A 24,409-nucleotide genomic window follows, 5' to 3' on the forward strand; every position below is an offset into this window, starting at 1 on the left:
CAAGGAGCTGCTCGGGTGAACCGATAATCGACCGTCTTTGAACCGCTGATGAACTTCGCCGACTTTGCCGGGTCAATTCTTCGCGGTATTCCCCGCTCCCGGAGTGCCGGGTTCAGTGCACACGCAGCCCGGCGAAGGCGATGGTGCAGACCGCGTCGGCGAGGGCGTCGGCGTCGATGCCGCCGCGCGGGCGGTACCATTCGATCAGCGAGTTGACCATGCCGAAGAGCAGCCTGCTGGTGACCGCGGGGTCGATGTCCGCGCGCAGGTCGCCCTCGGCCGCCGCCTGGGTGACCAGTTCGGTGACCAGGTGGTCGAACTCCCGTCTGCGGGCCAGCGCCGCGCGCTCGACCTTGGTGTTGCCGCGCACCCGCAGCAGCAGCGTCACGAACGGCAGCCGCTCCACCAGCACCGCGACGCTGCGCCGCACCACGTGTTCGAGGCGGTCGATGGCGCGCCCGTCCAGCGAGCGCGGCTCCTCGGTGACCGCGAACAGCCCGTCCAGTGCGCGGTCGACGGCCAGCCGCAGCAGCTCCTGCTTGCTCGGCACGTGGTGGTAGATCGCGGACTTGGTGATGCCGAGCTTGCGGGACAGCTCCTCCATGCTGGTGCCGTCGTACCCGCGCTCGTTGAACAGCTTCACCGCGACGACCAGCAGCGACTCCAGGTCGTAGCCCGGCCGCCCGCGCCGGGCGCCCGGCTCAGCCATCACGTCGCCTGTCGATCACCCGACGGAGCTTACCGACCGAACGCTCCAAAGTGGACGGCTCGACGACCTCGACGTCCACCGTGACGCCGACGCCGTCCTTGATGCCGCGCAGCAGCTCGGTCGCCGCGCCCGGCTCGGTGACGCCCGGCTCGGACTCCACCCGCACGGTCATGTGGTCCATCCGGCCGCGCCGGGTCAGCACCAGCTGGAAGTGCGGGGCCAGGCCGCGGGTGCGCAGCACGACCTCCTCGATCTGCGTCGGGAAGACGTTCACCCCGCGCAGGATGATCATGTCGTCGCTGCGGCCGGTGACCTTCTCCATCCGGCGCATCGGGCGCGCGGTCCCCGGCAGCAGCCGGGTCAGGTCGCGGGTGCGGTACCGGATGATCGGCAGCGCCTGCTTGGTCAGCGAGGTGAACAGCAGTTCGCCGTGCTCGCCGTCGGGCAGCACCTCGTCGGTGAACGGGTCGACCACCTCGGGGTAGAAGTGGTCCTCCCAGACGTGCAGGCCGTCCTTGGTCTCGACGCACTCGCTGGACACGCCGGGCCCCATCACCTCGGAGAGTCCGTAGATGTCCACCGCGTGGATGTCCATCCGCTGCTCGATCTCGGCGCGCATCTGCTCGGTCCACGGCTCCGCGCCGAAGATGCCGACCCGCAGCGAGGACGAGCGCGGGTCGATGCCCTGCCGGTCGAACTCGTCGAGCAGCGTCAGCATGTACGACGGCGTCACCATGATGATCTCGGGCCGGAAGTCGGTGATGATCTGCACCTGGCGCGCGGTCATCCCGCCCGATGCCGGGATCACCGTGCACCCGAGGCGCTCCGCGCCGTAGTGCGCGCCGAGCCCGCCGGTGAACAGGCCGTAACCGTAGGCGACGTGCACCTTGTGCCCGGGACGCCCGCCCGCCGCGCGGATGGAGCGGGCCATCACCTCCGACCACGTGTCGATGTCGCGTTCGGTGTAGCCGACCACGGTGGGCTTGCCGGTCGTGCCGCTGGATGCGTGCAGCCTGCGCACCTGCTCGGTCGGCACCGCGAACATGCCGAACGGGTAGTTGTCACGGAGGTCGTTCTTGGTGGTGTACGGGAACTTCGCGAGGTCTTCGAGCCCCCGGCAGTCGTCGGGGTGCACCCCCGCCTCGTCGAACTTCCTCGTGTAGAAGGGGACATTCGCGTAGGCGTGCCGAAGAGTCCACTGCAGACGTTCGAGCTGGAGCGCCGCGAGCTCGTCCGCCGACATCCGCTCGGCGGCGTCCAGGCTCGCGGGGGCGGGAGCGGAACCGAGTCGCGTCACTGCTGTCCTCCGATCACCCTGCTGCGGCCACGGAACTCGGCGATGAGCTTGTCGCCGTTGCGCACGGAGACGTCGTAGATGCCGCTGCGGCCGTAGCGGGCTCGTTCCGTGGCGACGGCGGTCAGCACGTCGCCCTCCTTGGCGCTGGCCACGAAGCTGATGTCTGCCCCGGCCGCGACGGTCACCGGTCCGTGACCGTTGCAGGCGAAGGCGAAGGTCGAGTCGGCGAGCAGGAACACGTAACCGCCGTGCGCGATGCCGTGCCCGTTGACCATGTCCGAGGTGATCCGCATCCGCGCGCTCGCGTGCCCTTCCCCCGCGGCGAGGATCTCGATGCCCGCGGCGCGAGAGGCGTTGTCCCCGGCGAACATCCGCCGGACCGGTTCGGGCACATCAGGCTGTGACACTCGCTGACCCACCTTGCTGACTGACCGACTGTTCGGTTAAGAATGTGGACGCGACTTCAGGGTGTCAAGAGCGAAGGGGCCCGCATGTCCGAGGTGTTCCTTGTCGACGGCGTCCGCACTCCGCAGGGGCGCTACGGCGGGGCGCTCGCCACCGTCCGCCCTGACGACCTCGCCGCGCTCGTGGTGGGCGAGGTGGTCCGCCGCTCGGGCGTGCCGGCCGACGCGATCGACGAGGTGATCCTCGGCGCCGCCAACCAGTCCGGCGAGGACAACCGCAACGTGGCGCGGATGGCCGTGCTGCTGGCGGGACTGCCGGATCGGACCCCGGGCTACACGGTGAACCGGCTCTGCGCCTCCGGCCTGACCGCCGTCACCTCGGCGGCACAGGCGGTGCGCGCCGGTGAGGCGGACATCGTGGTGGCGGGTGGTGTCGAGTCGATGACGCGCGCGCCGTGGGTGATGGCCAAGCCGGGCACTCCGTGGGCGCGGCCGGGCGAAGTCTTCGACACCTCGCTGGGCTGGCGCTTCACCAACCCGGCCCACGACGCCGAGACCACGCTGTCGATGGGCGAGACGGCCGAGGAGGTCGCCGCGCTCGACGGCATCACCCGTGCCGACAGCGACGCTTTCGCGCTGCGCAGCCACCAGCGGGCGATCGCGGCGATGGACGCGGGCCACTTCGATGCCGAGCTGGTCCCGGTGTCGGTGAAGTCGCGCTCCGGCACCACCGAGGTGACCGCCGACGAGGGACCGCGCCGCGAGACGACGCTGGAGAAGCTGGCTAGCCTGCGCACCGTCTTCCGCGAGGACGGCATCGTGACGGCAGGGTCGTCCTCGCCGTTGTCCGACGGCGCCTCCGCCGTCGTGGTGGCCAGCGAGGAAGCGGTCCGGCGGCACAACCTGACCCCGCGCGCCCGGGTGGTCACCGGAGCGAGCGCGGGCGTCTCCCCGCACATCATGGGCATCGGCCCGGTCCCCGCCACGGAGAAGGCGCTGGCGCGCGCGGGCTGGGGAGTGGGCGATCTGGACGCGGTGGAGCTGAACGAGGCGTTCGCGGCGCAGAGCCTCGCGGTCATCCGCCGCCTGAAGCTGGACGAGGACCGGGTGAACGCCGACGGCGGCGCGATCGCGCTGGGCCACCCGTTGGGCTCTTCGGGAGCGCGCCTGGTGGTGACGCTGCTCGGCCGCATGGAACGCGAGAGCGCCCGTCGCGGCCTGGCGACCCTCTGCGTCGGGGTCGGCCAGGGCGCCGCCCTCCTCGTCGAACGCGTCTGATCCCCGGCTGTCAGGACGAAACGGAGGAGTAGCGGTGGGTACTGAGGCGCCCGAGGTGGTCGGCGTGATCGGCGGCGGGCGGATGGGGGCGGGCATCGCCCAGGTCTTCGCCGCGGCCGGGGCCGGGGTCACCGTCGTGGAGAGCTCCGCCGACGCGGTCGCCGCGGCCAGGGACCGCATCGCGACGGGGCTGCGGCGGGCGCACGAGCGCGGCAAGCTCGACGGCGAGCCCGCCGACGTCCTCGACCGCGTGCTCTTCGTGACCGAGGTCGGCGGGCTGCCGAAGAGCGCGGAGCTGGTCGTCGAGGCGGTGCCGGAGACGCTCGCTCTCAAGCTCGACGTGCTGACCGCGGCCGAGGCGGTCGTCGGCGACGGCACGGTGCTGGCGACCAACACCAGCTCGCTGTCGATCACCGAGCTCGGCGCGGCACTGGCCCGCCCGCAGAACTTCCTCGGCATGCACTTCTTCAACCCGGTCCCGGCCTCCACGCTGATCGAGCTGGTCAGCGGCCCGGAAACGGCTTCGGTCACCACGCGGCGCGCCCTGCGGTGGGTGCACGCGCTCGGCAAGACGGAGGTCCTGGTCAAGGACTCGCCGGGCTTCGCGACCAGCCGCCTCGGCGTGCTGCTCGGGCTGGAGGCCATCCGCATGCTGGAGGAGGGCGTCGCCGACGCGGAGTCCATCGACCGCGCCATGGAGCAGGGCTACCGCCACCCGATGGGCCCGCTGCGCTCCACGGACCTGGTCGGGCTGGACGTCCGGCTGGCGATCGCGGAGTACCTGCACAAGACCCTGGGCGAGCGCTTCGCCCCACCGGCGCTGCTGCGCGAGAAGGTCGCCCGAGGCGAGCTGGGCCGCAAGTCCGGCCAGGGCTTCTACACCTGGGACTGACCTTCTGGCTCCGGGGTGAACTGGAAGAAGGTGTCCGCGTCGTCGGACGGGTAGGACAAACCGCTGGCGTCGATGACGTCCCGCAGCCGTGCCGCGGCCGCTCCGGCTGAACGCACGTCCTCCAGCTGTACGTCGATGCCGGTGAAGTCCAGCCAGGCCTCCACGGAGAGGGGATCGAGTGCGTCCTCGAAGCTGTCGCTGTCGAAGACCCTCGCCGAGGCGCGGATCCTGGAGCCGCGCTGCTCGTGGATCTTCAGCTCGACCTCCTCGTAGAAGAGGTGGTAGCCGAGGTAGGCGCTCGCCTCGACCGGCTCCCCGGACTCCGTGCACTCCACGGTCTGGCCCGCCATGTCGCGCCAGCTCGTCACGGGAAGGGGAACCGAGTCGACGGTCAGCGTCACCGCGGAGCTCTCGCTCTCCCCTTCGAGCACCACTTCTGGGTAGAAGGTGAAGCACCAGGTCAAACAGGGCGCTGAGCCGTTCCCCTGGTTCTCGGACAGGCGGCCGCTCCACTCCCCGTCCGAGGAGGGGACCGGCTTGTTCACGTGCGGGCAGGCGTTCGTCTCATCGTGCACGGCGGAGAGTTTGGCAGCACCCCCTGACAGGTTCGGGTGCTACGAACGGCCCGCCTGACGAACCACGAGATCGGCCACGGCCGCCATGCCCGCAGGCGTTGGGTGATAGCCGACGCGTCCCTGGCCGGGCTGGTACTTCTCCATCCACGGGCTCGGCGAGCAGGCGTCGTGAGTTGCGCTGGCGGACGCGGCGTCGACCACGGAGGCCTTCGTCTCCACGGCGGCTCGTCGGGTGGCGTCCCTGAGGCGGCTGGCGACGCCGCGCTCGAAGTCGACCTGTGCGGGGGTGAGCGGCACGCCGGTGCACGCGGGGCCGGTGCGCGGGAGCACGGTCAGGTAGTTGACCAGCAGGACCTTGGCGCGGGGCGCCTTCTTCCGCACCGCGGTGACGACATCGCCGATCTTGGTGTGCACCGTCTTGAGCGCTTGGTCGATCGCTGCCGGGTCGACGGCGGGGCACTGCGCACCGCCGCTGGTCTGGCAGGAGTAGGCGAAGAGGCTGCCGACGTAGTTGACGTCGTTGCCGCCGATGGTGACGGTGACCAGCTTGGTGTTCGCGGTGACCGCGTCGACCTGGGGTGGCTGGCCGTGCTGCGGCGTGGTGAGCAGGTTCGCGGTGGTGGCGCCGCTGCACGTGGCGTCGGTGAGTGCCAGGTGGAGCTTGGCTGCCACCTGGCTGGCGTAGTTGTTCGCCGACCGCCCGCAGGCCGGCGGGCTGCCCGGCTTGCTGGGCGGGATGCCCGGCCCGGCGGCGAAAGAGCTGCCGAGCGCCACGTACTCCGCGCCCGAGGGGACAGTCCAGCCGGACACGGCCATGGACAGCGCGACGACGGCCCCGAGCACGTGAGTCACCCCAGTCATGGCGGCAGCCTAGGCCAGAACCCTGGCTGGTGGGACCCGCCGCTGCCCCTGCCCCTCATCTCGCGTTATGGAGCCTTAACGCGAGATGAGAGCGCTCTTTCGCGCATCAAGGTGACAAAACGCGAGAACCCTGACCGCGCCGGCCAGGCCACGCGCGCACGGGGGTACGACGGGCCCCTGGCTGGTGGGGCTCGCCGCTGCTACCGTAGCCGGAGAACCTGAACGAACGGTCGGTAAGTCCTGGTACGCATCATCGAGGAGGTCGGTCGTCGATGGCCCCGCTGCGCAGTTACGTCTCCGGTGGTTGGTTCACGCCCACTGAGGACGGCTCGCCGTTGCACGACGCGGTCACCGGTGAGCAGGTCGCGAGCATCTCCAGCAAGGGCATCGACATGGCGGCCGCACTGGAGCACGGTCGCCGGGTAGGTGGGCCCGCGCTGCGCGAGCTGACCTTCCACCAGCGCGCCGCGTTGCTGAAGGCGCTCGCGTCCCACCTGCGGGAGCACCGCGACGAGCTGTACGCGCTCTCCGCGCGCACCGGCGCCACCCGCACCGACTCGATGGTCGACATCGACGGCGGCATCGGCGTGCTCTTCGGCTACGGCAGCAAGGGGCGTCGCGAGATGCCCAACGACACCGTCTACATCGACGGCAACGTGGAGCCGCTGAGCAAGGGCGGGACGTTCCTCGGCCAGCACATCTGCACTCCGCTGCGCGGCGTCGCGGTCCAGATCAACGCGTTCAACTTCCCCGTGTGGGGGCCGCTGGAGAAGTTCGCGCCCGCGTTCGTCGCCGGGGTCCCGACGCTGGTCAAGCCCGCCAGCCAGACCGCGTACCTGACCGCGCGGCTGGTCGAGCTGATCATCGAGTCCGGGCTCCTCCCCGAGGGCACCCTCCAGCTCGTCAGCGGCGGCGCGGGGGACCTGCTGGACCACCTCACCGAGCAGGACCTGGTCTCCTTCACCGGCTCCGCCTCCACCGCGCAGCTGCTGCGCGCGCACCCCCGGATCATCGGCAACGCCGTGCGGTTCAACGCCGAGGCGGACTCGCTGAACTGCTCGATCCTCGGCCCGGACGCGAAGGCGGGCACGCCCGAGTTCGACCTGTTCGTCAAGGCGCTGACCACCGAGATGACCGTCAAGGCCGGGCAGAAGTGCACCGCGATCCGCCGCGCCTTCGTCCCGGCCGAGCTGATGGACGACGTCGCCGAGGCCGTCAGCGCGCGGCTGGCGAAGGTCAAGGTCGGCAACCCCGCGAGCGAGGGCGTCCGGATGGGCGCGCTGGCCGGGCTCGAACAGCGCGAGGAGGTTCGGCGCTCGCTCAAGGCGTTGATGGAGGTCGGCCGTCCCGTCTTCGGCAGCCCGGACCACGTGGACGTGATCGACGCCGATGCCGAGCGCGGCGCGTTCATGTCGCCGATCCTGCTCCGCGTCGACGACGCCGAGCACGCCCAGCCGCACGAGGTCGAGGCGTTCGGCCCGGTCTCCACGCTGATGCCCTACACCTCCACCGAGCACGTGATCTCCCTTGCCGCACGCGGAAAGGGCAGCCTCGTCGGCTCCGTCGTGACCGGCGACACGGGCTTCGCCTGCGACGTCGTGCTCGGGGTCGCGCCGTGGCACGGCCGCCTGCTCGTGCTGGACACCGACAGCGCGAAGGAGTCCACCGGCCACGGTTCGCCCATGCCGCACCTGGTGCACGGTGGTCCAGGCAGGGCCGGTGGCGGCGAGGAGATGGGCGGCATCCGGGGCGTCCTGCACCACATGCAGCGCACCGCGATCCAGGGCAGCCCCAAGGTTCTCACCGCGGTCACCAACCGCTGGGTGACCGGCGCCGACCGCAACGACGACGGCGCGCACCCGTTCCGGAAGTCCTTGGCGCAGCTGCGGATCGGTGACACCGTGGTCGCGGGGCCTCGGCTGGTGACCCAGGAGGACGTGGACCACTTCGCGGAGTTCACCGGCGACAAGTTCTACGCGCACACCGATCCCGAAGCCGCCGCGGCGAACCCGTTCTTCGAGGGCATCGTGGCGCACGGGTACCTGGTGGTGTCGCTGGCCGCCGGACTGTTCGTCGACCCGGCGCCCGGTCCCGTGCTGGCCAACTACGGCTTGGAGAACCTGCGGTTCCTCACGCCGACCTACCCCGGTGACGAGCTGACCGTGACGCTGACGGCCAAGCAGATCACGCCGCGCCAGGACGCCGAGCACGGCGAGGTGCGCTGGGACGCCGACGTGACCAACCAGAACGGCGAGTCCGTCGCGAAGTACGACGTGTTGACGTTGGTGGCGAAGAACGATGGATGACCAGGAACTGCTTGAGCACTTCGAGCGCACCGTCCAGCGGGACCAGCGGATCGAGCCGAGGGACTGGATGCCCGACGGCTACCGCAAGACGCTGATCCGGCAGATCGCGCAGCACGCGCACTCCGAGATCATCGGCATGCAGCCGGAAGGCGCGTGGATCACCCGCGCGCCCTCGTTGCGGCGCAAGGCGATCCTGCTGGCGAAGGTGCAGGACGAGGCGGGCCACGGGCTCTACCTCTACGCCGCGACCGAGACGCTGGGCGTGGACCGCGCCGAGCTGACCGAGAACCTCATCGAGGGCAGGCAGAAGTACTCCTCGATCTTCAACTACCCCACGCCGAGCTTCGCCGACGTCGGCGTGATCGGCTGGCTGGTGGACGGCGCGGCCATCTGCAACCAGGTGCCGCTGTGCCGGACCTCCTACGGGCCGTACGCCCGGGCGATGATCCGGGTGTGCAAGGAGGAGTCCTTCCACCAGCGCCAGGGCTACGAGCTGCTGATGACCATGATGCGCGGCAGCTCCGAACAGCGGGACATGGTGCAGGACGCGGTCAACCGCTGGTGGTGGCCGTCGCTGATGATGTTCGGCCCGCCGGACGGCGACTCGCCGAACACCGCGCGCTCGATGGCGTGGCGGATCAAGCGCCACACCAACGACGAGCTGCGGCAGAAGTTCGTTGACATGACGGTGCCGCAGGCGGAGAAGCTCGGCGTGACACTGCCGGACCCGGAGCTGAGGTGGAACGCCGAGCGCGAGCACTACGACTTCGGTGAGCCGGACTGGGCGGAGCTCAAGCGGGTCATCTCCGGAGGCGGCGAGTGCAACGCCGAGCGCGTCGAGCACCGCCGCAGGGCCCACGAGGACGGCGCCTGGGTCCGCGAGGCCGCCGTGGCCCACGCCGCGAGGCGGTCATGACGGCCATTCGCGGGCTTATGGACGTGTTCAGAGCCCCGGAGAGGTCCATAAGCCCGCGAATGGCGAAGGAAGGTGCAGTGTGAGTGAGCAGCGCAGGGCGGCATGGCCGTTGTGGGAGGTCTTCGTGCGCGGGCGGCGCGGGTTGAACCACGTGCACGTGGGCTCGCTGCACGCGGCCGACGCGCAGATGGCGGTGCACAACGCGCGCGACCTCTACACCCGCCGCAACGAGGGCGTGAGCATCTGGGTGGTGCCCGCCGAGGCGATCACCGCGTCCAGCCCGGACGAGAAGGACCCGATGTTCGCGCCGAGCGGGGACAAGGTCTACCGGCACCCCACGTTCTACGACATCCCCGACGACGTCCCGCACATGTGAGGCACACGTGAACAACGCCTACGACGGGCTGAACGAGGAGCACGGGGACGACGCGCGCTGGGCGTACGGCACCGGCTTCGCCGACGAGCTGTCCGGAGTGGACAGGGCTTTTCCGTCCACAGTGGACAAGAGCGACCTCGCGGCGTACGCGCTGATGCTCGGCGACGACGCGCTCGTGCTGGCACAGCGCACCAGCGAGTGGTGCTCCCGCGCGCCGGAGCTGGAGGAGGACGTCGCGCTGGCCAACATCGCGCTCGACCTGCTCGGCCAGGCGCGGTTGCTGCTGACGCGGGCCGGTGAGGCGGGGGAGCGGCCCGCCGAGGCCCCGGAGCACGTGCCGGACGAGGACGCGCTGGCGTACTTCCGCACCGCGGAGCGGTTCCGCAACGTGCGCATGGTCGAGCTGGCCAACGGCGACTTCGCGGACACGATCGCGCGGCTGCTGTTGTTCTCCTGCCAGCGGTTGGCGCTGTTCACCCGGCTCTCCGCCTCCGCCGACCCGGTGCTCGCCGCGGTGGCGGCCAAGGGGGTCAAGGAGCTCGCCTACCACCGCGACCACGCCGCGCGCTGGACGATGCGCCTCGGTGACGGGACCGAGGAGTCCCGCCGCCGGATGATCGCCGCGCTCGACCGCGTGTGGCCGTACCTGGACGAGCTGTTCACCGCGCACCCGGTCGAGCAAAGGCTTGCCGCACAAGGCGTCGCCGTTGATCCGGCCGATCTCCGGTCCGAAGTGGACGATGTGCTGGACCAGGTCCTCGTCGCCGCGACGCTGACGCGGCCGAAGGCGGCGACGGCACCGGGCGGTGGTCGCGACGGCAGCCACACCGGTGTGCTCGCGGAGATGCTGTCGGAGATGCAGGTGCTCGCGCGCGCCCTGCCGGAGGCCACATGGTGACCGCTCGCGAGGTGGTGGGCACGGTCACCGATCCCGAGCTGCCGATGCTGTCCCTCGTGGACCTCGGCGTGGTGCGGGACGTCCGGGACGAGGACGGGCGCGTGGTCGTGGTGATCACGCCGACCTACTCGGGCTGCCCCGCCTTGGTGGAGATGCGCGAGGACCTGCTGAACGCCTTGCGCACCAACGGTTTCGAGGACGCCGAGGTGCGCACCGTGCTCAGCCCGGCGTGGACGACGGACTGGATGACCGAGGACGGCCGCCGCAAGCTCGCCGAGGCCGGGATCTCCCCGCCCGGCCGGATCGGTCCGCGTCCGGCGGGGCCGGTGCCCCTGCGCCTCGACCCGCCAGCACCCCGCCTGGCCTGCCCGCGGTGCGGCTCCGCCGACACCGAGGAGCTGTCGCGGTTCAGCGCCACCGCGTGCAAGGCGCTGCACCGCTGCCGCTCCTGCCGCGAGCCGTTCGAGTACTTCAAGGAGATCTGACCGTGGCCGCACCGACTCTGCACCAGCCCCGGCAGCGCCCCGGGTTCCACCGCCTGCGCGTGGCCGAGGTGGAGCGGTTGTGCGACGACGCGGTCGCGGTCACCTTCGCCGTCCCCGGTGAGCTGGCCGAGGTCTTCGCGTTCCGCCCAGGCCAGTCGCTGACGCTGCGCCGCGTGGTCGACGGCCGCGACGAGCGCCGCTCGTACTCGATCTGCGCCCCGGCGGGCGCGCTCCCCAGGGTCGGCGTGCGCGAGGTGCCCGGCGGGCTGTTCTCCTCCTGGCTCGTGCGCGAGGTCAAGGCGGGCGACGAGATCGACGTGCTGCCCCCGACCGGCTCGTTCACCCCGGACCTGGACGTGCCCGGCCACCACGTGCTGGTCGCGGCGGGCTCCGGCATCACCCCGGTGCTCTCCATCGCCGCGTCCGTGCTGCGGCACCCCGACGCGCGCGTGACCGTGCTCTACGGCAACCGCCGGTCCGGAACGGTGATGTTCGCCGACGAGCTGGCCGACCTGAAGGACCGCCACCGCACCCGCCTCGAACTGGTGCACGTGCTCTCCCGCGAGGCCCGCGAGGCGGAGCTGTTCACCGGGCGGCTCGACGAGGCCAAGCTGCGCGCGCTGCTGCCAAGGCTCGTCGAGGTCGCCGATGTGGACCACTGGTGGCTGTGCGGGCCGTTCGGCATGGTCACCGACGCGCAGCGGCTGCTGGCGGAGCTGGGCGTACCGGAGGAGCGGGTGCACCAGGAGCTGTTCTACGTCGCCGATGAACCAGTGCTCACCCGGCACGAGGAGCCCGTGGTCGACGGTCCGAGCAGCAAGGTCACCGTGGTGCTGGACGGGCGCTCCACCGAGATGACCCTGCCGAGGGACACGCCGATCCTCGACGGCGCGCAGCGCGCCCGTCCGGACCTGCCCTTCGCGTGCAAGGGCGGGGTCTGCGGCACCTGCCGGGCGAAGGTCGTGCTCGGCGAGGCGTCGATGCGCCGCAACTTCGCCCTGGAGCGCTCCGAGGTCGATGCCGGGTTCGTGCTGACCTGCCAGACGGTCGCGGTCTCCGGAGAAGTCACAGTCGACTTCGACGCCTGATCAGGCACAGTGTGTAGGCGAGCAAGCACGAGACCGAGGAGAACGCGCGCCATGACCAACCCATTCGAGGACCCGGACGGCCGTTACCTGGTGCTGGTCAACGACGAGGGACAGCACTCGCTGTGGCCGTCGTTCAGCGAGGTGCCCGCAGGCTGGACGGTCGCGCTGGCCGAGACGGGGCGCCAGGAGTGCCTGGACTACATCGAGGCCAACTGGACCGACATGCGTCCGAAGAGCCTCGCAGAGCGGATGGACGGCGGCTCCTGAGCCACCCCGTGCCGCGGTGCGGAGTGCACCCGTCACTCGTCGTAAGCCGGACGGTGAGTGGCGGGTTTCGCGTTTGTGCAGGCAGCCAGGGCCCTTCAAGACGGTCGTACTCATTCGATAGTGTGTAGCGGTTGTCTCAGGGGCAGCCATGTGGTGGGCGCACGCGCCCGGTTGAGGAGTGATGCCGGTATCGACGAGGGACACCTCATCGCCGGCCATTACCGGCTGGTCTCCAAGATCGGCTCAGGTGCGATGGGCGTCGTGTGGCGGGCGAGGGACGAGCGCCTCGACCGCATGGTCGCGGTCAAGCAGCTGCTGGTCCAGCCCGGGCTCAGCGCCGAGGAGACCGACAACGCGCGCCGCAGGGCGATGCGCGAGGGCCGGATCGCCGCCCGGTTGCAGCACCCCAACGCGATCACCCTGTACGACGTCGCCGAGCACAACGGCGACCCGTGCCTGGTGATGGAGTACCTGCCCTCGAAGAGCCTCGCCGAGATCCTGGCCGACCGCGGCCCGCTGCCGCCGCGCGAGGTCGCCGCCATCGGCGCCCAGATCGCCGCGGCGCTCTCCGCCGCGCACACCGTCGGCATCACCCACCGCGACCTCAAGCCCGGCAACGTGCTGATCACCGACACCGGGGTCGCCAAGATCACCGACTTCGGCATCTCCCGCGCGGTCGGCGACGTGCAGGTGACCAGGACCGGCATGCTCGCGGGCACCCCCGCCTACTTCGCGCCCGAGGTCGCCCGCGGCAACGACATCGGCGGCCCCGCGTCGGACGTGTTCTCCCTCGGCGCCACCCTCTACGACGCGGTCGAGGGCCAGCCGCCGTTCGGCACCTCCGACAACCCGCTCGCCCTGCTGCACGCCGCGGCGGCGGGCAACGTCGCCCCGCCCCGCCAGGCGGGCCCGATGACGGCGCTGCTGATGGGCATGCTGCGCTCCGAGCCGCAGGACCGGCCGAACATGGCCCAGGTGGGCACCGCGCTCGCCGGACTCGCCGCGGGCAGGACCCCGGTGATGCCCGCGAGGGTCGGCACGCCGGCCGCCCGCACTCAGAAGGTCGACGCGGGCGGGCACATCCCGCCGCCGCCGCGCCCCGCGGCGAGCTACGGCACCCACCAGTCGACGCCCAGCCCGGCCGCCGCGCCGACCCGCTCCAAGCAGCAGCCCGCCAAGCGCAAGCGCTCGCCGGTCCTGCTCGTCCTGGTGCTCGTCGTGCTGGTCGGCGGCGGTGGCTACGCGGCCTACCGGTACCTGGACCAGCGGCCGAGCAACAGCTCCGGCAGCAGCGGTTCCGGCAGTGGTTCCAGCAGCACGGGCGGCTCCGGCAGTGGCAGTTCCGGTTCCACGCCGTCCACGACCCAGGCCCAGGCGACGACCACCGCACCGGACGGCACCGTCGACCTCGGCCAGGCGGGCCAGCTGGTCGTCAACTACTACAGCGGCAGCGACAACATCCAGGGGATGTGGGACATGCTCACCCAGGGCGCGCAGGCGGGCTGGGGCAGTCGGGCCGAGTTCGACAACTACTGGAAGCAGTACCCGCGGATGTACTCCAACACCGCGCGCGGCGCCGGTCAGGACTCGGACAAGGCGTACCGGGTGTCGATCAACGTCACGTACTCGCCCGGCCGCACCGAGCAGAAGATCGTCCGGGTCACCAGGGTGGGCGGGCAGCTCAAGATCGACTCCGTCGCCCGCTGATTCGCCCCTGGCCGAAATCCGGCTGCGCGCGCGGGCAAGATGGTGGGTGTGAACACCGACATCGGTCTGGAGCTCGGCGCGCGGGTCGCCGGGGCGTTGCAGGAAGCGCTGGACGTGCGCGTCTCCCCGGCGGAGGCGCTGGTGCGCCCCTCCGCCGCCGGGCGTGGCGCGGACTACCAGTGCAACGCCGCGATGAGCCTGGGCAAGAGGCTGGGCCGCCCGCCGCGCGAGGTCGCCGAGCTGATCGTCGCCCACCTCGACGCCGCCGACATGGTCGAGCCGCCCGAGGTGGCCGGTCCCGGTTTCGTGAACTTCACCCTGCGCGCCGAGTGGCTGGCCGCCCGCGCCGCCGACCTGCTCGCCGACCCGCGCCTGGGGGTGCGGCCCGTCACTGAGCCAGGGCGCTACGTCGTGGACTACAGCAGCCCCAACGTCGCCAAGGAGATGCACGTCGGGCACCTGCGCTCCTCGATCATCGGCGACGCGATCGCGCGGATGCTGGCCTTCGCCGGGCACGAGGTGATCCGCCGCAACCACCTCGGTGACTGGGGTACTCCGTTCGGCATGCTCATCGAGCACCTCGCCGAAGTCGGTGCCGGTGCCGGTGCCGAGCTGTCCATCGGCGACCTCAACGGCTTCTACCAGCAGGCGCGCAAGAAGTTCGACACCGATCCCGGCTTCGCCGAGCGCGCCCGCCTCCGGGTCGTCGCGCTGCAGAGCGGGGACGAGGCCACGCTCGCGCTGTGGCGGGGGCTGGTCGCGGAGTCGGAGCGGCACTTCGACAAGGTCTACGACCTGCTCGGCGTCCAGCTGACAGCCGCCGACAACTACGGCGAGAGCTTCTACAACCCGATGCTGGCCGACACCGTCGCGGAGCTGGAGGCCAAGGGGCTCACGGAGGTCAGCGACGGTGCGGTCTGCGTCTTCCCGCCCGGCTTCACCAACCGGGACGGCGAGCGGCTGCCGCTGATCGTGCGCAAGTCCGACGGCGGCTACATGTACGCCAGCACGGACCTCGCGGGTGTCCGCTACTGGACGCGGGAGCGCGGTGCGACCGACCTCGTCTACGTCGTGGGAACCCCGCAGGCCCAGCACTTCCAGATGGTGTTCGCCGCTTCGGCGTCGGCGGGCTGGCTGGACGCCGGGCACCGCGCGGTGCACGTGAACTTCGGCTCCGTGCTCGGCGAGGACGGCAAGATGCTGCGGACCCGCGTCGGCGGCACGATCAAGCTCTCCGACCTGCTGACCGAGGCCGTCGAGCGGGCGCACGCGGTCGTCGCCGAGCGCAGCGAGCTGCCGGGGGAGCGGCGCGGCGAGGTCGCCAAGGCGGTCGGTGTCGGGGCGGTCAAGTACGCCGACCTCTCCAGCGACCGCGAGAAGGACTACGTGTTCTCGTGGGACAAGATGCTGGCGCACGAGGGGAACACCTCGGTCTACCTCCAGTACGCCAACGTCCGGGTGCTCGCGCTGCTCGCGAAGGCCGGAGTGTCCACTGTGGATGCTCCGGTGCTGGTCACGCACAACGCCGAGCGGGCGCTGCTGATCAAGCTGCTCCAGCTGCCCGCCGCGCTCAACAGCGCCTTGGAGGGTTTCGCGCCGCACCGGCTGTGCACCTACCTCTACGAGACCGCCGTGGCCTTCTCGTCCTTCTACGAGAACTGCCCGATCCTCAAGGCGGAGTCCGAGGAGCTGCGCCTTTCCCGGTTGGTGCTGGCGGGGCTGACCTCGCGCGTGCTCAGCAAGGGACTGGAGCTGCTGGGCATCGAGGCGCCGACGAAGCTGTAGACCGGGGGACAGCCCCACCTCGGTTCGGAGGACAACCACAACGATCATCGCGTCACCACGGGGAACAGTGGCTCGTGTAGCCGAGTAACCCCGCGGAGGTTGACGACGATGACGTACTCACGGCGAGCGTTCACGGCCGGGCTGGCGGCGGTGCTGCTCCTGGGCACCGCCGCGCCCGTGCTGGCCGACAACGGCAGGCCGAACGCGCTGCAACAGCGCTTGGACCTGCTGACCACAGTGGACGGTGTGCCGGGAGCCACGGTCCACGTGCGTGACCGCAACGGCAGGACGACGACGCTGACCTCCGGGACCGCTGAGCTCGGCACCGGCCGCCCGATGGTCGGCGCCGACGGCACGTATCGGATCGGCAGTGTCACCAAGACGTTCCTCGCGGTCACGCTGCTCCAGCTGCGCGTCGACCTGGACTCGCCGGTCGAGCGCTACCTGCCAGGAGTCGTGCGGGGCAAGGGTGAGGGCGCCGCGCTCGACGGCCGCCGGATCACCGTCCGCCAGCTCCTCCAGCACACCAGCGGAATCCCCGAGTACAGCCGCTTCTTCGACTGGAGCAAGCCGTTCCCCGACGACCCCACCGGCTACCTGGACCTGGCCCTGGTGCGCAAGCCGACCGGCGCGCCGGGGGAGAACTGGTCCTACTCCAACACCAACTACCTGCTCGCCGGGATGATGGTGGAAAGGCTCACCGGCAAGGACTTTCGCGGGGTGACCGAGGAGCGCATCATCAAGCCGCTCGGCATGGCCAGGACGTACTGGCCGAAGAAGACCGAGTACGGCCTGCGCGGCGAGCACGCCCACCACTACGGCGTGCACCCGGCCGACCCGGCTGCCGGAGTGGTCGACATCACGCGGTTCCCCGGTTACGAACTGGGCGCCAGCGGAGGGCTCGTGTCCACTCCAGCCGACCTGGCGAGATTCTGGCGCGGCCTCGATTCCGGCCGCCTGCTGCCCCTGTCCGTGGTGCGGTCGATGAGCGCCGACCTGCGCCCCGTTCCCGGTGAGAAGTTCTCCTACGGCATCGGGATCGGCTCCATCCCGCTGACCTGCGGAGGAGCCGCGCTCGCACACAGCGGCGACGTGCCGGGCATGACCACGCTGAGCGGACGGGACCTTTCCGGCAGGCAGGTGACGGTGTTCCTGACCGCCAACACGAACAGCCCGGACCGCGACAGGCACCTGTCCGAGGTCTTCGACGCCGGGTTCTGCGCGCGCTGACGTGCTGAAGATCTACCGGGGGGAAGATGACCTGGCGCGCATTATCGGGGACAATGCGTGAGGTGAACGTCAAGAAGGTCCTGACTCTCGCCGCCATCGCGCTCGTGGTCTACCTGTTGCTCAACGACCCCCAGGGCGCCGCTGGCGGCGTCCAGAACGTCCTCGGCTGGCTCCGGGACGCGGCGCAGTCCGTGATCACCTTCGTCCAGCGCCTGTTCGTGTGACCTCGCGCAGCCGCACGTCGGTGAGGCCCCGCTCGTCGACGGTCGCGGTGATGTAGGTGCACGCCGGCTGCCGCCTGCGGTCGGTCGGCGAACCCGGGTTGAGCAGTCTGATCCCACCGGGAGTCGTTGTGTCCCAAGGGATGTGACTGTGCCCGAACACCAGCACGTGCACGCCGGGGAAATGCGCGTCGCACCGCTGTTCGCGGCCTTTGGCCGGGCCGGTGTCGTGCACGACGGCGATCCGCAGCCCGCCGACCTCCACGTGCGCCACCTCGGGCAGGCGGGAGCGGATCGCCGCGTCGTCGTTGTTGCCGTGCACCCCGGCGAGGACGGTGGCGCGGTCGGTCAAGGCGTCCAGCACCGCCTCCTCCACCCAGTCACCGGCGTGGATGACGAGATCGGCTTCGTCGACCTCGCGCCACACCTGGTCGGGCAGGGCACGGGCCCGGTGGGGCACGTGGGTGTCGGAGATCATCAGCACGCGCATGCCCCCAGAGTGCCCAGCCGGGCGCGCGGTCATTCGCGCACGCACGACGAAGGCCCCCGGCGCTGGTGCACCGGGGGCCTTCGTGATCAGTCAGCGGTTCACAAACCCTGGCACTGGCCGGAACGCGGACCGCTGCCTGCGACGGGCAGACCGTTGTTGGACGGGTCGGTCGCGTTGCCGGAACAGGTCACCGGGCCGACCACCGTGCTCGCGGCGACGACTGACGCGCCGGAGTTGTTCACCAGCGACAGCGGGCCGGTGACGCGCGCGGTCTCCACGCCGACCACACCCGTGCTGCCGGTGATGTCGACCGGGCCGGTCACGTGCGTGCCGAGCAGCACGACGTCAGCCGCGCCCGTCGCGCGGACCGGGCCGATGATCCGGCCGCCGTTGGCGTAGACCGAGGCGCCCGCGGCGATGGTCACCGGGCCGGTGATCGTCGCGTCGTTGAGGCACACCACACCGCTGAGCATCTGCGGTTCGGACCGGCTGCCCGTGATCGTCGTGGTGCACTCCGCGCGCGGCTTGCTGAGGAACTCCACCTCGGACAGGGTCGCCGTGCCGGTGAGCTCGACGCGGTACCAGGTGTAGTGGCCCGGCTTGGCCAGCTTGAACGCCCTGGTCTGCTGGCGGGACGGGAAGGTCTGGTCCTTGCGTTCGTCCACAGTGGTCCAGGTCTTGCCGTCGTAGGAGCCCTTCACCACCCAGCCCTTGGCGTCCGCGCCGTCCTTGCCGGAGGTGAGCGTGTAGAACTCCACGCGCTCCGGCGCGGTGGCCTGGAGCTGGACCCAGCTCGTGGCGGCCTGGGTCTGCGACGAGTTGTCGCTCAGCGCGGCCGGGTTGGCGGACGCGGTGACCGTGCCCGCGGTGTCGCGCAGCGGGCGCGGGACCTCGCCGCCGGTCGTGATCGACTGCGGTGCCGCGTCCGGACCCGTGCCCCAGGACGAGGGGTTCGGGCCCATGTCGAACTCCAGCGTGCCGCCGCGCGCGATCAGCTCGTGCGGCAGGGAGGTCTTGTCCCACTTCTGGCCGTTGACCTTCAGGCCCTGGACGTAGATGTTCTTCGCGCTGTTCTTCGGCGCGGAGACCACCAGCTTCTTGCCACCGCCCAGGTTCACCGTCGCCTTGGTGAACAACGGCGAACCGATCGCGTAGGCCGGGCTGCCCATCTGCAACGGGTAGAAGCCGAGTGAGCTGAAGATGTACCAGGCCGACAGCTCGCCGTTGTCCTCATCCCCGGCGTAGCCCTGGCCGATCTCGCTGCCGAGGTAGAGCCGCGACAGGATCTCGCGCACCTTCTCCTGGGTCTTCGACGGCTGACCCGCGTAGTCGTACATGTACGGGATGTGGTGCGAGGGCTGGTTGCTGTGACCGTACTGGCCCATCCGGACGTCGCGCGCCTCCAGCATCTCGTGGATCACGCCGCCGTAGGAGCCGGGGAAGCCGGCCGTCTCCGGCGTGCTGAAGAACTGGTCCAGCTTCTTCGCCAGACCCGCGCGCCCGCCGTAGAGGTTGGCAAGTCCCTGCCCGTCGTGCGGAACCGTGAAGGCCATGTTCCAGGCGTTGGTCTCGGTGTAGTCGTGGCCCCACTCGCGGGGCTCGTACTTGTCCGGCGCGACCCGCCACTTGCCGTCGGCGGTGCGGCCTTGGAAGAAGCCGACCGACTTGTCGAACATGTTCACGTAGTTCTGCGCGCGGTTGAGGAAGTACTCGTGGTTCTCCAGGTACTCCTTGCGCCGCGGGTCGTTCGGGCTCGCCTTGTCGTACAACGCCTTCGACATCGTCGCGATGCCGAAGTCGTTGACGTAGCCCTCGATCGCCCACGACATGCCCTCGCCCGTGGTGGTCGGGGTGTAGCCGAGGAAGATCGAGCTGTCCAGGCCCTTGCGGCCGACGTTGGCGTTCGGCGGGGTCACCGTGGCGTTCTTGACCGCCGCGTCATAGGCGGCCTGGACGTCGAAGTTGGTGACTCCCTTGAGGAACGCGTCGGAGAACGACACGTCGGAGCTGGTTCCGGTCATCAGGTTCGCGTAGCCGGGGGAGGACCAGCGGGAGACCCAGCCGCCCTCCTTGTACTGCTGCACGAAGCCCTCGACCATCTCACCGGCCTTCTCCGGCGTCAGCAACGAGTACGCGGGCCACGTCGTGCGGTAGGTGTCCCAGAAGCCGTTGTTGACGTAGATCTTGCCGTCCACGATCTTCGCGCCGGTCTGCGTCGCCGTGTCCTGGCCCGCCGCCGGCGCGACCGGACTGGCGTGCTTGTGGACCGGAGCAGCCGCGGTGCCGACGTTCTCGTACCCGGAGTTGGGGTAGAGGAACAGCCGGTAGAGGTTGGAGTACAAGGTGATGAGCTGGTCCTCGCTCGCGCCTTCGACCTCGATCACCTTGAGCTTGTCGTTCCACGCCCGCTGCGCGCGGTCGCGGACCGAGTCGAAGGTGTCGGTGGCCGAGACCTCCAGCTCCAGGTTCTTCTTGGCCTGCTCCACACCGATCAGCGAGGTGGCGATCCGCATGGTGACCGTCTTCGCCTGGGTGGTGTCGAACTTCAGGTAGCCGGTGACGTTGTCCCGCCCGGCGCCGGTGAGCTTGCCGCCGCCCGCGACCGGCTTGTCGAAGGTGGCGTAGACGAACAGGCGAGTGCCCCCTGTTGACAGTCCGCTCTTGACGTCGGAGTAGCCGCTCACGACACCCTTGGCGGTGTCCAGCGTCAGCCCGCCGTTGTTGTTCACGTTGTCGAACAACAGGTTCGACTCGTTGCCGGTGAAGGTGAAGCGGAACAGCGCCGCGTGGTCGGTCGGCGCGATCTCGGTGCGCATGCCGTTCTCGAACGTCACGCCGTAGTAGTGCGGCTTGGCGATCTCGTTCTCGTGCTTGAACGGCAGTGCGCGGGCGACGCGGTCGATGTTCGGCGCGCCCGCCTGCGGGAAGACCTGGAAGGTCTGCCGGTCACCCATCCACGGGCTGGGCTCGTGGCTGGTGGTGAACGCCTGCAGCGACGGCAGGTTCTGCGCGTTGTTCGCCTTGTGGTAGTCGTAGAGCCAGCTGATCGAGCCCGCGTTGGTCATCGGCGTCCAGAAGTTGAAGCCGTGCGGGACCGCGGTCGCCGGGAAGTTGTTGCCCCGCGAGAAACCACCGGTGGACTGCGTGCCGCGCGTGGTCAGCACGTAGTCGCTCGGGCTCGCGTAGCTCTTCTTCTCGGCGGCGCCGATGCGGATGTCGTCGAACCAGCCCGCGAAGTTCGCCGGGCCGACGGGGTTGTCGTAGGCGACGAGGACGCGCTTGATCGTCTTGCCCGCGGCGACCGCGCCGATGTTCGAGCGCAGCTTGTTCCACTGGTTGGTGTACAAGGACTTCGACGCGCCCTGGCCCTTCGGCGAGAGCTCGAAGCCGTACTGGTCCTTGGCCCCGAGACCGCTGAGGTAGGTGCCGTCGGAGAACGCGAGGTCCACGGCCGCGAAGGTGCTGGGGTACTTCAGGTCGTCCGGGACGAACTGCGGGAACAACAGGTAGGACAGCTCGGTGTCCGGCTTCACCGCGACGTCGACGTCGAAGACCTTGTTGTAGGAGTAGCCGCGGTCCTTCGCCACGTGCTGACCCAGGAACTGCAACGCCTTCACGCCGGTGTAGCCCGCGTTGGCCTTCGCCGCGTAGCCGCCGTTGGGGCCCTTGCCGATCCGGCTGCGCATGTTCGGCGCGGGCTCGGAGCTGGCCTTCACCGCGAGCTGGATCTCGGAGAACTGGGTCGCCGCACCACCGTTGTTGGCGCTGATGTCGAAGCGGAAGTGCTTGTGGGCGGCGGTGTTCGCCAGCTCGTACTTCTTGGTCTCGAACCGCTTCGGGAACGCCTGTCCACTTTGGACGTCGAGGTCGGACCACGCCTTGCCGTCCTGAGAGCCCTGGAGCTTCCAGTTCTTCGGGTCCCGCTCCGGCGCGTCGTTGGCGGAGGAGACGGCGTAGCTGGTGATCGCCACCGGCTCGGAGAGGGTGAGCTCCAGCCAACCGGTGCTCGCGAAGGTCAGCCACTTCGAGTTGACGTTGCCGTCGACGAGGTTCTCCTTCACCTCGCCGCTGCCCGCGTTCTCGCCGCTGGCCCGCACCTCGGTGACCTTGTCGGTCACGTTGCCGGGGATGCTGACCCCGTCGTTGCCGTTGACCCCGCCCGCCTTCGGCGTGCCCGAGGCGTCGGTCTCGACGGTGTCGGTCCACGTCGGCTGCGGTTCACCCGCCTCGAACGAGGAGTAGAAGTCGGGAGCCGCCGGTGCGGCCAGCGCGGCCTGCCCACCGGTCGTCACCACTGACAGGGCCACCGCGGCCGCCGTGGTCAGCACGGCCGCCTTCCGTGATCGTCTCGCCCACCTGTGCGTCATCGAGCCAGAGCCTCCGCATTGGGTTCCGCACGTCGCCGAGGGCCCATGACCGGCGGGCACATCGGCGTGACCTCGGGTCAGCACACTTGTGCGTGACATCGTTGTCAAGAAGTTCGTGCCCCCTTGTCCGAAAACATGTCCGCGCGCGGCGTCTGCGCTGCTCCGAGCGTTGCAGTCACCTCGGCCGGGGTGACTGACCTGACTGAGTTGGGGATCGCGAGGCGCTGAGGGCAGTATTGAGGCGTGCAAGCGAGCGAACCGCCACGCCGCAGGCGCGCGGCCACTCGGCACTCCTCAGCAGGCCATGCCGCCAAGCCCGAGGCCAAGACCCCCGCCAAGACTCCGGTCAAGGCCCGGTCCAAGTCCGAGGCCAAGCCCCGAGCCGGGGCGAAGACCCCGGCCAAGCGCAAGGCCAAGCCCCAACCCAGGCCCGAGGTCAGGACCGGCCATGGCCACGGGCACGGTCATGGGCACGGCCACGGCCCGGTCGCACCGGCGTCGCGACGGGTGCGCATCCTGCTCGCCATCCTGCTCGTGCCGTGCGCGCTGGCCACGGTGATCGGCGCGCTGGTGCTCTACCCCTTCGGCCACGACCAGGCCACCGGCACCCGGGTCGGTCTCAACCAGGTCCCGGTGCACGGCGAGGTCACCGTGGCCAGGGCCGGGCCGTGCGGTGGCGTTGAGGGTGGCGGCCAGTGCCTGTCGCTGACCGTCAAGCTCGCCGACGGCCCGGCGGTGGGGCGTGCCGTCACCATCGAGGGAACGCCGATCGAGCCGAGCACCCCGCGCTTCGCCGTCGGCGACCAGGTCGTCCTCGCCTACGCGGGCCAGGGCACCGACCCCAACTCCGGCGGTTCGTACCAGGTCGTGGACTTCCAGCGCGGCCTGTCGCTGGGGGTGCTCGCCGCGTTGTTCGCCCTCGCGGTGCTCGTGCTCGCGCGGTGGCAGGGGCTGGCCGCCCTCGGCGCGCTGGCGCTGAGCTTCCTGGCGCTGGTGTTGTTCGCGCTGCCCGCGATGCTGGCGGGCAAGGACCCGCTGACCGTCGCCGTGGTCACCGGCGGGCTGATCATGTTCGTCGCGATGTACCTCACGCACGGGATCACCGCGCGCACGTCCGTCGCGGTGCTCGGCATCCTGGGCAGCCTCGGCGTCATCGGCCTGCTCGGCTTGCTGTTCAGCGCCGCGGCCAAGCTCACCGGGCTCGACGAGGACACCGCGAACCTGATCAGCATCCTCGGCCACGGGATCGACGCGCGCGGCCTGCTGATGGCGGGGATCGTGATCGGGGCGCTCGGCGTGCTCGACGACGTGACCGTCACGCAGGCCAGCGCGGTGTGGGAGCTGAGGCTGGCCAACCCCGCGCTCAGCTGGCGCAAGCTCTACGCGGCGGGGCTGCGGATCGGCCGCGACCACGTCGGCTCGGCGGTGAACACGCTGTTCATGGCCTACGCCGGGGCTGCGTTGCCGATGATGCTGGCCTACTCGTTGTCCGGGCGCAGCTTCAGCGACCTGGTCACAGCGCAGGCGGTCGCGCAGGAGGTGGTGCGGACCCTGGTCGGCAGCATCGGCCTGGTCGCGGCCGTCCCGGTGACCACGCTGCTCGCCGCGCTGGTGGCCGTCCGGGAGCCGGTCGCCGAACCCAAGCCCGAACCCGAGCCGGAGCCCGATCCCAAGCCCGTGCCGGAGCGCCAGCCGGAGCCCGAGCCCAAGCCGGAGCCCGAGCCCAAGCCGGAGCCGGCGCCGAAGGCGCCCGAGGACAAGCCGCTGCCGCGCCGCCCGGCCCGCAAGGCCCCGCCGGAGAACGCCAGCGAGATCACCACGCCGATCAGCCGTCCGGTCGCCGTGACACCACCCGTGCGCTCCCGGCAGCAGCGGCTCGACGCGCCCAGAGGCAGTCACCCGACGGGCGAACCGCCCCGCCGACCCCGGACGCCCGAGCGCCACGATCCCGGCCGCCAGTGAGAACGCCCCGACTCCGCTGACCGACAGCTCGTACGGCCCCGCCCGGCACCGCGCCGCGGGGTGCACGTGGGCTGGCGCGTCCGGGTTTTCGCGTTTTGTCACCTAATTGCGCAAGAGAGCGCTCCCAAATCGCGCTATGGCTACAAAACGCGAAGGAAGGGGTCGTGGGGCGGGCTCGGGCGGACGAGCGGGGGCGAAGGGGGAGAGGGAGGGGGCGAAGGAGGAGAGGGGAGAGGGCGAAGGAGGAGAGGGGAGAGGGCGAAGGAGGAGAGGGGAGAGGGCGAAGGAGGAGAGG

The 24,409-nt window shown here is 70.4% G+C and carries 21 protein-coding genes; 14 read left to right on the top strand and 7 right to left on the bottom strand.

Annotated features, from left to right (window positions below; genetic code table 11):
- Nucleotides 1-112: 112 nt before the first annotated feature.
- Genes ACFFQA_RS37690 through paaI form a run of 3 tightly spaced genes read right to left on the bottom strand, consistent with a single transcriptional unit; the run spans nt 113 to nt 2,377 of the window.
- The gene (locus ACFFQA_RS37690) at nt 113-709 is read right to left on the bottom strand and encodes a TetR/AcrR family transcriptional regulator (RefSeq protein WP_377862609.1); all 597 of its coding nucleotides are present in this window, start codon (nt 707-709) and stop codon (nt 113-115) included.
- A complete protein-coding gene (gene paaK / locus ACFFQA_RS37695) occupies nt 702-1,952 on the bottom strand; it encodes a phenylacetate--CoA ligase PaaK (protein WP_377862630.1) in 1,251 nt (416 codons plus the stop codon). The genes ACFFQA_RS37690 and paaK overlap by 8 nt, the downstream gene beginning before the upstream one ends.
- 50 nt (nt 1,953-2,002) lie before the next feature.
- Nucleotides 2,003-2,377 carry a hydroxyphenylacetyl-CoA thioesterase PaaI gene (paaI, locus tag ACFFQA_RS37700; protein ID WP_377862631.1) on the bottom strand — a complete coding sequence of 125 codons (375 nt, stop codon included), beginning with the start codon at nt 2,375-2,377 and terminating at the stop codon, nt 2,003-2,005.
- A gap of 120 nt (nt 2,378-2,497) precedes the next feature.
- On the opposite strand from paaI, the gene ACFFQA_RS37705 reads away from it, so the two are divergent.
- Nucleotides 2,498-3,688, top strand: a complete 1,191-nt coding sequence (locus ACFFQA_RS37705; RefSeq protein WP_377862610.1) for a thiolase family protein — start codon at nt 2,498-2,500, stop codon at nt 3,686-3,688.
- Between the two features lie 34 nt (nt 3,689-3,722).
- Nucleotides 3,723-4,580, top strand: coding sequence for a 3-hydroxyacyl-CoA dehydrogenase family protein (locus tag ACFFQA_RS37710; protein WP_377862611.1), 858 nt, complete (start codon nt 3,723-3,725; stop codon nt 4,578-4,580).
- Here ACFFQA_RS37710 and ACFFQA_RS37715 read toward each other — a convergent pair.
- Both ACFFQA_RS37715 and ACFFQA_RS37720 read right to left on the bottom strand, forming a co-directional pair.
- On the bottom strand, nt 4,565-5,155 hold the full coding sequence (locus tag ACFFQA_RS37715) for a hypothetical protein (RefSeq protein ID WP_377862612.1): 591 nt from the start codon (nt 5,153-5,155) through the stop codon (nt 4,565-4,567). The two genes, ACFFQA_RS37710 and ACFFQA_RS37715, sit on opposite strands and share 16 nt — an antisense overlap.
- A 39-nt stretch (nt 5,156-5,194) precedes the next feature.
- The gene (locus tag ACFFQA_RS37720) at nt 5,195-6,016 is read right to left on the bottom strand and encodes an SGNH/GDSL hydrolase family protein (protein WP_377862613.1); all 822 of its coding nucleotides are present in this window, start codon (nt 6,014-6,016) and stop codon (nt 5,195-5,197) included.
- A gap of 272 nt (nt 6,017-6,288) precedes the next feature.
- Here ACFFQA_RS37720 and paaZ point away from each other — a divergent pair, with 272 nt between their 5' ends.
- The 11 genes from paaZ to ACFFQA_RS37775 all read left to right on the top strand — a co-directional run bounded on the left by paaZ (nt 6,289) and on the right by ACFFQA_RS37775 (nt 17,298).
- On the top strand, nt 6,289-8,322 hold the full coding sequence (paaZ, locus tag ACFFQA_RS37725; RefSeq protein WP_377862614.1) for a phenylacetic acid degradation bifunctional protein PaaZ: 2,034 nt from the start codon (nt 6,289-6,291) through the stop codon (nt 8,320-8,322).
- Nucleotides 8,315-9,238 carry a 1,2-phenylacetyl-CoA epoxidase subunit PaaA gene (paaA, locus tag ACFFQA_RS37730; protein ID WP_377862615.1) on the top strand — a complete coding sequence of 308 codons (924 nt, stop codon included), beginning with the start codon at nt 8,315-8,317 and terminating at the stop codon, nt 9,236-9,238. Before paaZ ends, paaA begins: the two co-directional genes overlap by 8 nt.
- A gap of 79 nt (nt 9,239-9,317) precedes the next feature.
- Complete coding sequence (gene paaB, locus ACFFQA_RS37735; protein ID WP_377862616.1) at nt 9,318-9,614, top strand: 1,2-phenylacetyl-CoA epoxidase subunit PaaB; 297 nt, start codon at nt 9,318-9,320, stop codon at nt 9,612-9,614.
- A gap of 7 nt (nt 9,615-9,621) precedes the next feature.
- A complete protein-coding gene (gene paaC / locus ACFFQA_RS37740) occupies nt 9,622-10,512 on the top strand; it encodes a 1,2-phenylacetyl-CoA epoxidase subunit PaaC (RefSeq protein ID WP_377862617.1) in 891 nt (296 codons plus the stop codon).
- Entirely contained in the window at nt 10,506-10,997 is a 492-nt protein-coding gene (paaD, locus tag ACFFQA_RS37745; RefSeq protein ID WP_377862618.1) for a 1,2-phenylacetyl-CoA epoxidase subunit PaaD, read from the top strand. The genes paaC and paaD overlap by 7 nt, the downstream gene beginning before the upstream one ends.
- 2 nt (nt 10,998-10,999) lie before the next feature.
- A complete protein-coding gene (gene paaE / locus ACFFQA_RS37750) occupies nt 11,000-12,085 on the top strand; it encodes a 1,2-phenylacetyl-CoA epoxidase subunit PaaE (RefSeq protein WP_377862619.1) in 1,086 nt (361 codons plus the stop codon).
- A gap of 51 nt (nt 12,086-12,136) precedes the next feature.
- On the top strand, nt 12,137-12,352 hold the full coding sequence (locus ACFFQA_RS37755) for an MbtH family protein (protein ID WP_377862620.1): 216 nt from the start codon (nt 12,137-12,139) through the stop codon (nt 12,350-12,352).
- Between the two features lie 153 nt (nt 12,353-12,505).
- Nucleotides 12,506-14,059, top strand: a complete 1,554-nt coding sequence (locus ACFFQA_RS37760) for a serine/threonine-protein kinase (RefSeq protein WP_377862621.1) — start codon at nt 12,506-12,508, stop codon at nt 14,057-14,059.
- Nucleotides 14,060-14,098: 39 nt separating this feature from the next.
- The gene (gene argS, locus ACFFQA_RS37765; protein ID WP_377862622.1) at nt 14,099-15,844 is read left to right on the top strand and encodes an arginine--tRNA ligase; all 1,746 of its coding nucleotides are present in this window, start codon (nt 14,099-14,101) and stop codon (nt 15,842-15,844) included.
- 108 nt (nt 15,845-15,952) lie between these two features.
- On the top strand, nt 15,953-17,074 hold the full coding sequence (locus ACFFQA_RS37770; protein WP_377862623.1) for a serine hydrolase domain-containing protein: 1,122 nt from the start codon (nt 15,953-15,955) through the stop codon (nt 17,072-17,074).
- Between the two features lie 53 nt (nt 17,075-17,127).
- On the top strand, nt 17,128-17,298 hold the full coding sequence (locus ACFFQA_RS37775) for a hypothetical protein (RefSeq protein ID WP_377862624.1): 171 nt from the start codon (nt 17,128-17,130) through the stop codon (nt 17,296-17,298).
- Here ACFFQA_RS37775 and ACFFQA_RS37780 read toward each other — a convergent pair.
- Together ACFFQA_RS37780 and ACFFQA_RS37785 are read right to left on the bottom strand one after the other, a co-directional pair.
- Entirely contained in the window at nt 17,270-17,785 is a 516-nt protein-coding gene (locus tag ACFFQA_RS37780; RefSeq protein ID WP_377862625.1) for a metallophosphoesterase family protein, read from the bottom strand. The genes ACFFQA_RS37775 and ACFFQA_RS37780 overlap by 29 nt on opposite strands.
- Before the next feature lie 98 nt (nt 17,786-17,883).
- A complete protein-coding gene (locus tag ACFFQA_RS37785) occupies nt 17,884-22,152 on the bottom strand; it encodes a GH92 family glycosyl hydrolase (RefSeq protein ID WP_377862626.1) in 4,269 nt (1,422 codons plus the stop codon).
- A 243-nt stretch (nt 22,153-22,395) separates the two neighbouring features.
- On the opposite strand from ACFFQA_RS37785, the gene ACFFQA_RS37790 reads away from it, so the two are divergent.
- Nucleotides 22,396-24,114 carry a YibE/F family protein gene (locus tag ACFFQA_RS37790; RefSeq protein ID WP_377862627.1) on the top strand — a complete coding sequence of 573 codons (1,719 nt, stop codon included), beginning with the start codon at nt 22,396-22,398 and terminating at the stop codon, nt 24,112-24,114.
- Nucleotides 24,115-24,409 lie beyond the last annotated feature (295 nt).

This window comes from Allokutzneria oryzae, assembly GCF_042429765.1.
Taxonomy (GTDB): Bacteria; Actinomycetota; Actinomycetes; order Mycobacteriales; family Pseudonocardiaceae; genus Allokutzneria; species Allokutzneria oryzae.

Coding starts and splice junctions, on each gene's coding strand:
- ACFFQA_RS37720 (WP_377862613.1), bottom strand. CDS start 6,016: ATGACTGGGGTGACTCACGTGCTCGGGGCCGTCGTCGCGCTGTCCATG.
- ACFFQA_RS37785 (WP_377862626.1), bottom strand. CDS start 22,152: ATGACGCACAGGTGGGCGAGACGATCACGGAAGGCGGCCGTGCTGACC.
- paaZ (WP_377862614.1), top strand. CDS start 6,289: ATGGCCCCGCTGCGCAGTTACGTCTCCGGTGGTTGGTTCACGCCCACT.
- ACFFQA_RS37705 (WP_377862610.1), top strand. CDS start 2,498: ATGTCCGAGGTGTTCCTTGTCGACGGCGTCCGCACTCCGCAGGGGCGC.
- paaA (WP_377862615.1), top strand. CDS start 8,315: ATGGATGACCAGGAACTGCTTGAGCACTTCGAGCGCACCGTCCAGCGG.
- ACFFQA_RS37775 (WP_377862624.1), top strand. CDS start 17,128: ATGCGTGAGGTGAACGTCAAGAAGGTCCTGACTCTCGCCGCCATCGCG.
- ACFFQA_RS37770 (WP_377862623.1), top strand. CDS start 15,953: ATGACGTACTCACGGCGAGCGTTCACGGCCGGGCTGGCGGCGGTGCTG.
- paaI (WP_377862631.1), bottom strand. CDS start 2,377: ATGTTCGCCGGGGACAACGCCTCTCGCGCCGCGGGCATCGAGATCCTC.
- argS (WP_377862622.1), top strand. CDS start 14,099: ATGGTGGGTGTGAACACCGACATCGGTCTGGAGCTCGGCGCGCGGGTC.
- paaD (WP_377862618.1), top strand. CDS start 10,506: ATGGTGACCGCTCGCGAGGTGGTGGGCACGGTCACCGATCCCGAGCTG.
- ACFFQA_RS37690 (WP_377862609.1), bottom strand. CDS start 709: ATGGCTGAGCCGGGCGCCCGGCGCGGGCGGCCGGGCTACGACCTGGAG.
- ACFFQA_RS37755 (WP_377862620.1), top strand. CDS start 12,137: ATGACCAACCCATTCGAGGACCCGGACGGCCGTTACCTGGTGCTGGTC.
- ACFFQA_RS37780 (WP_377862625.1), bottom strand. CDS start 17,785: ATGCGCGTGCTGATGATCTCCGACACCCACGTGCCCCACCGGGCCCGT.
- paaK (WP_377862630.1), bottom strand. CDS start 1,952: ATGTCGGCGGACGAGCTCGCGGCGCTCCAGCTCGAACGTCTGCAGTGG.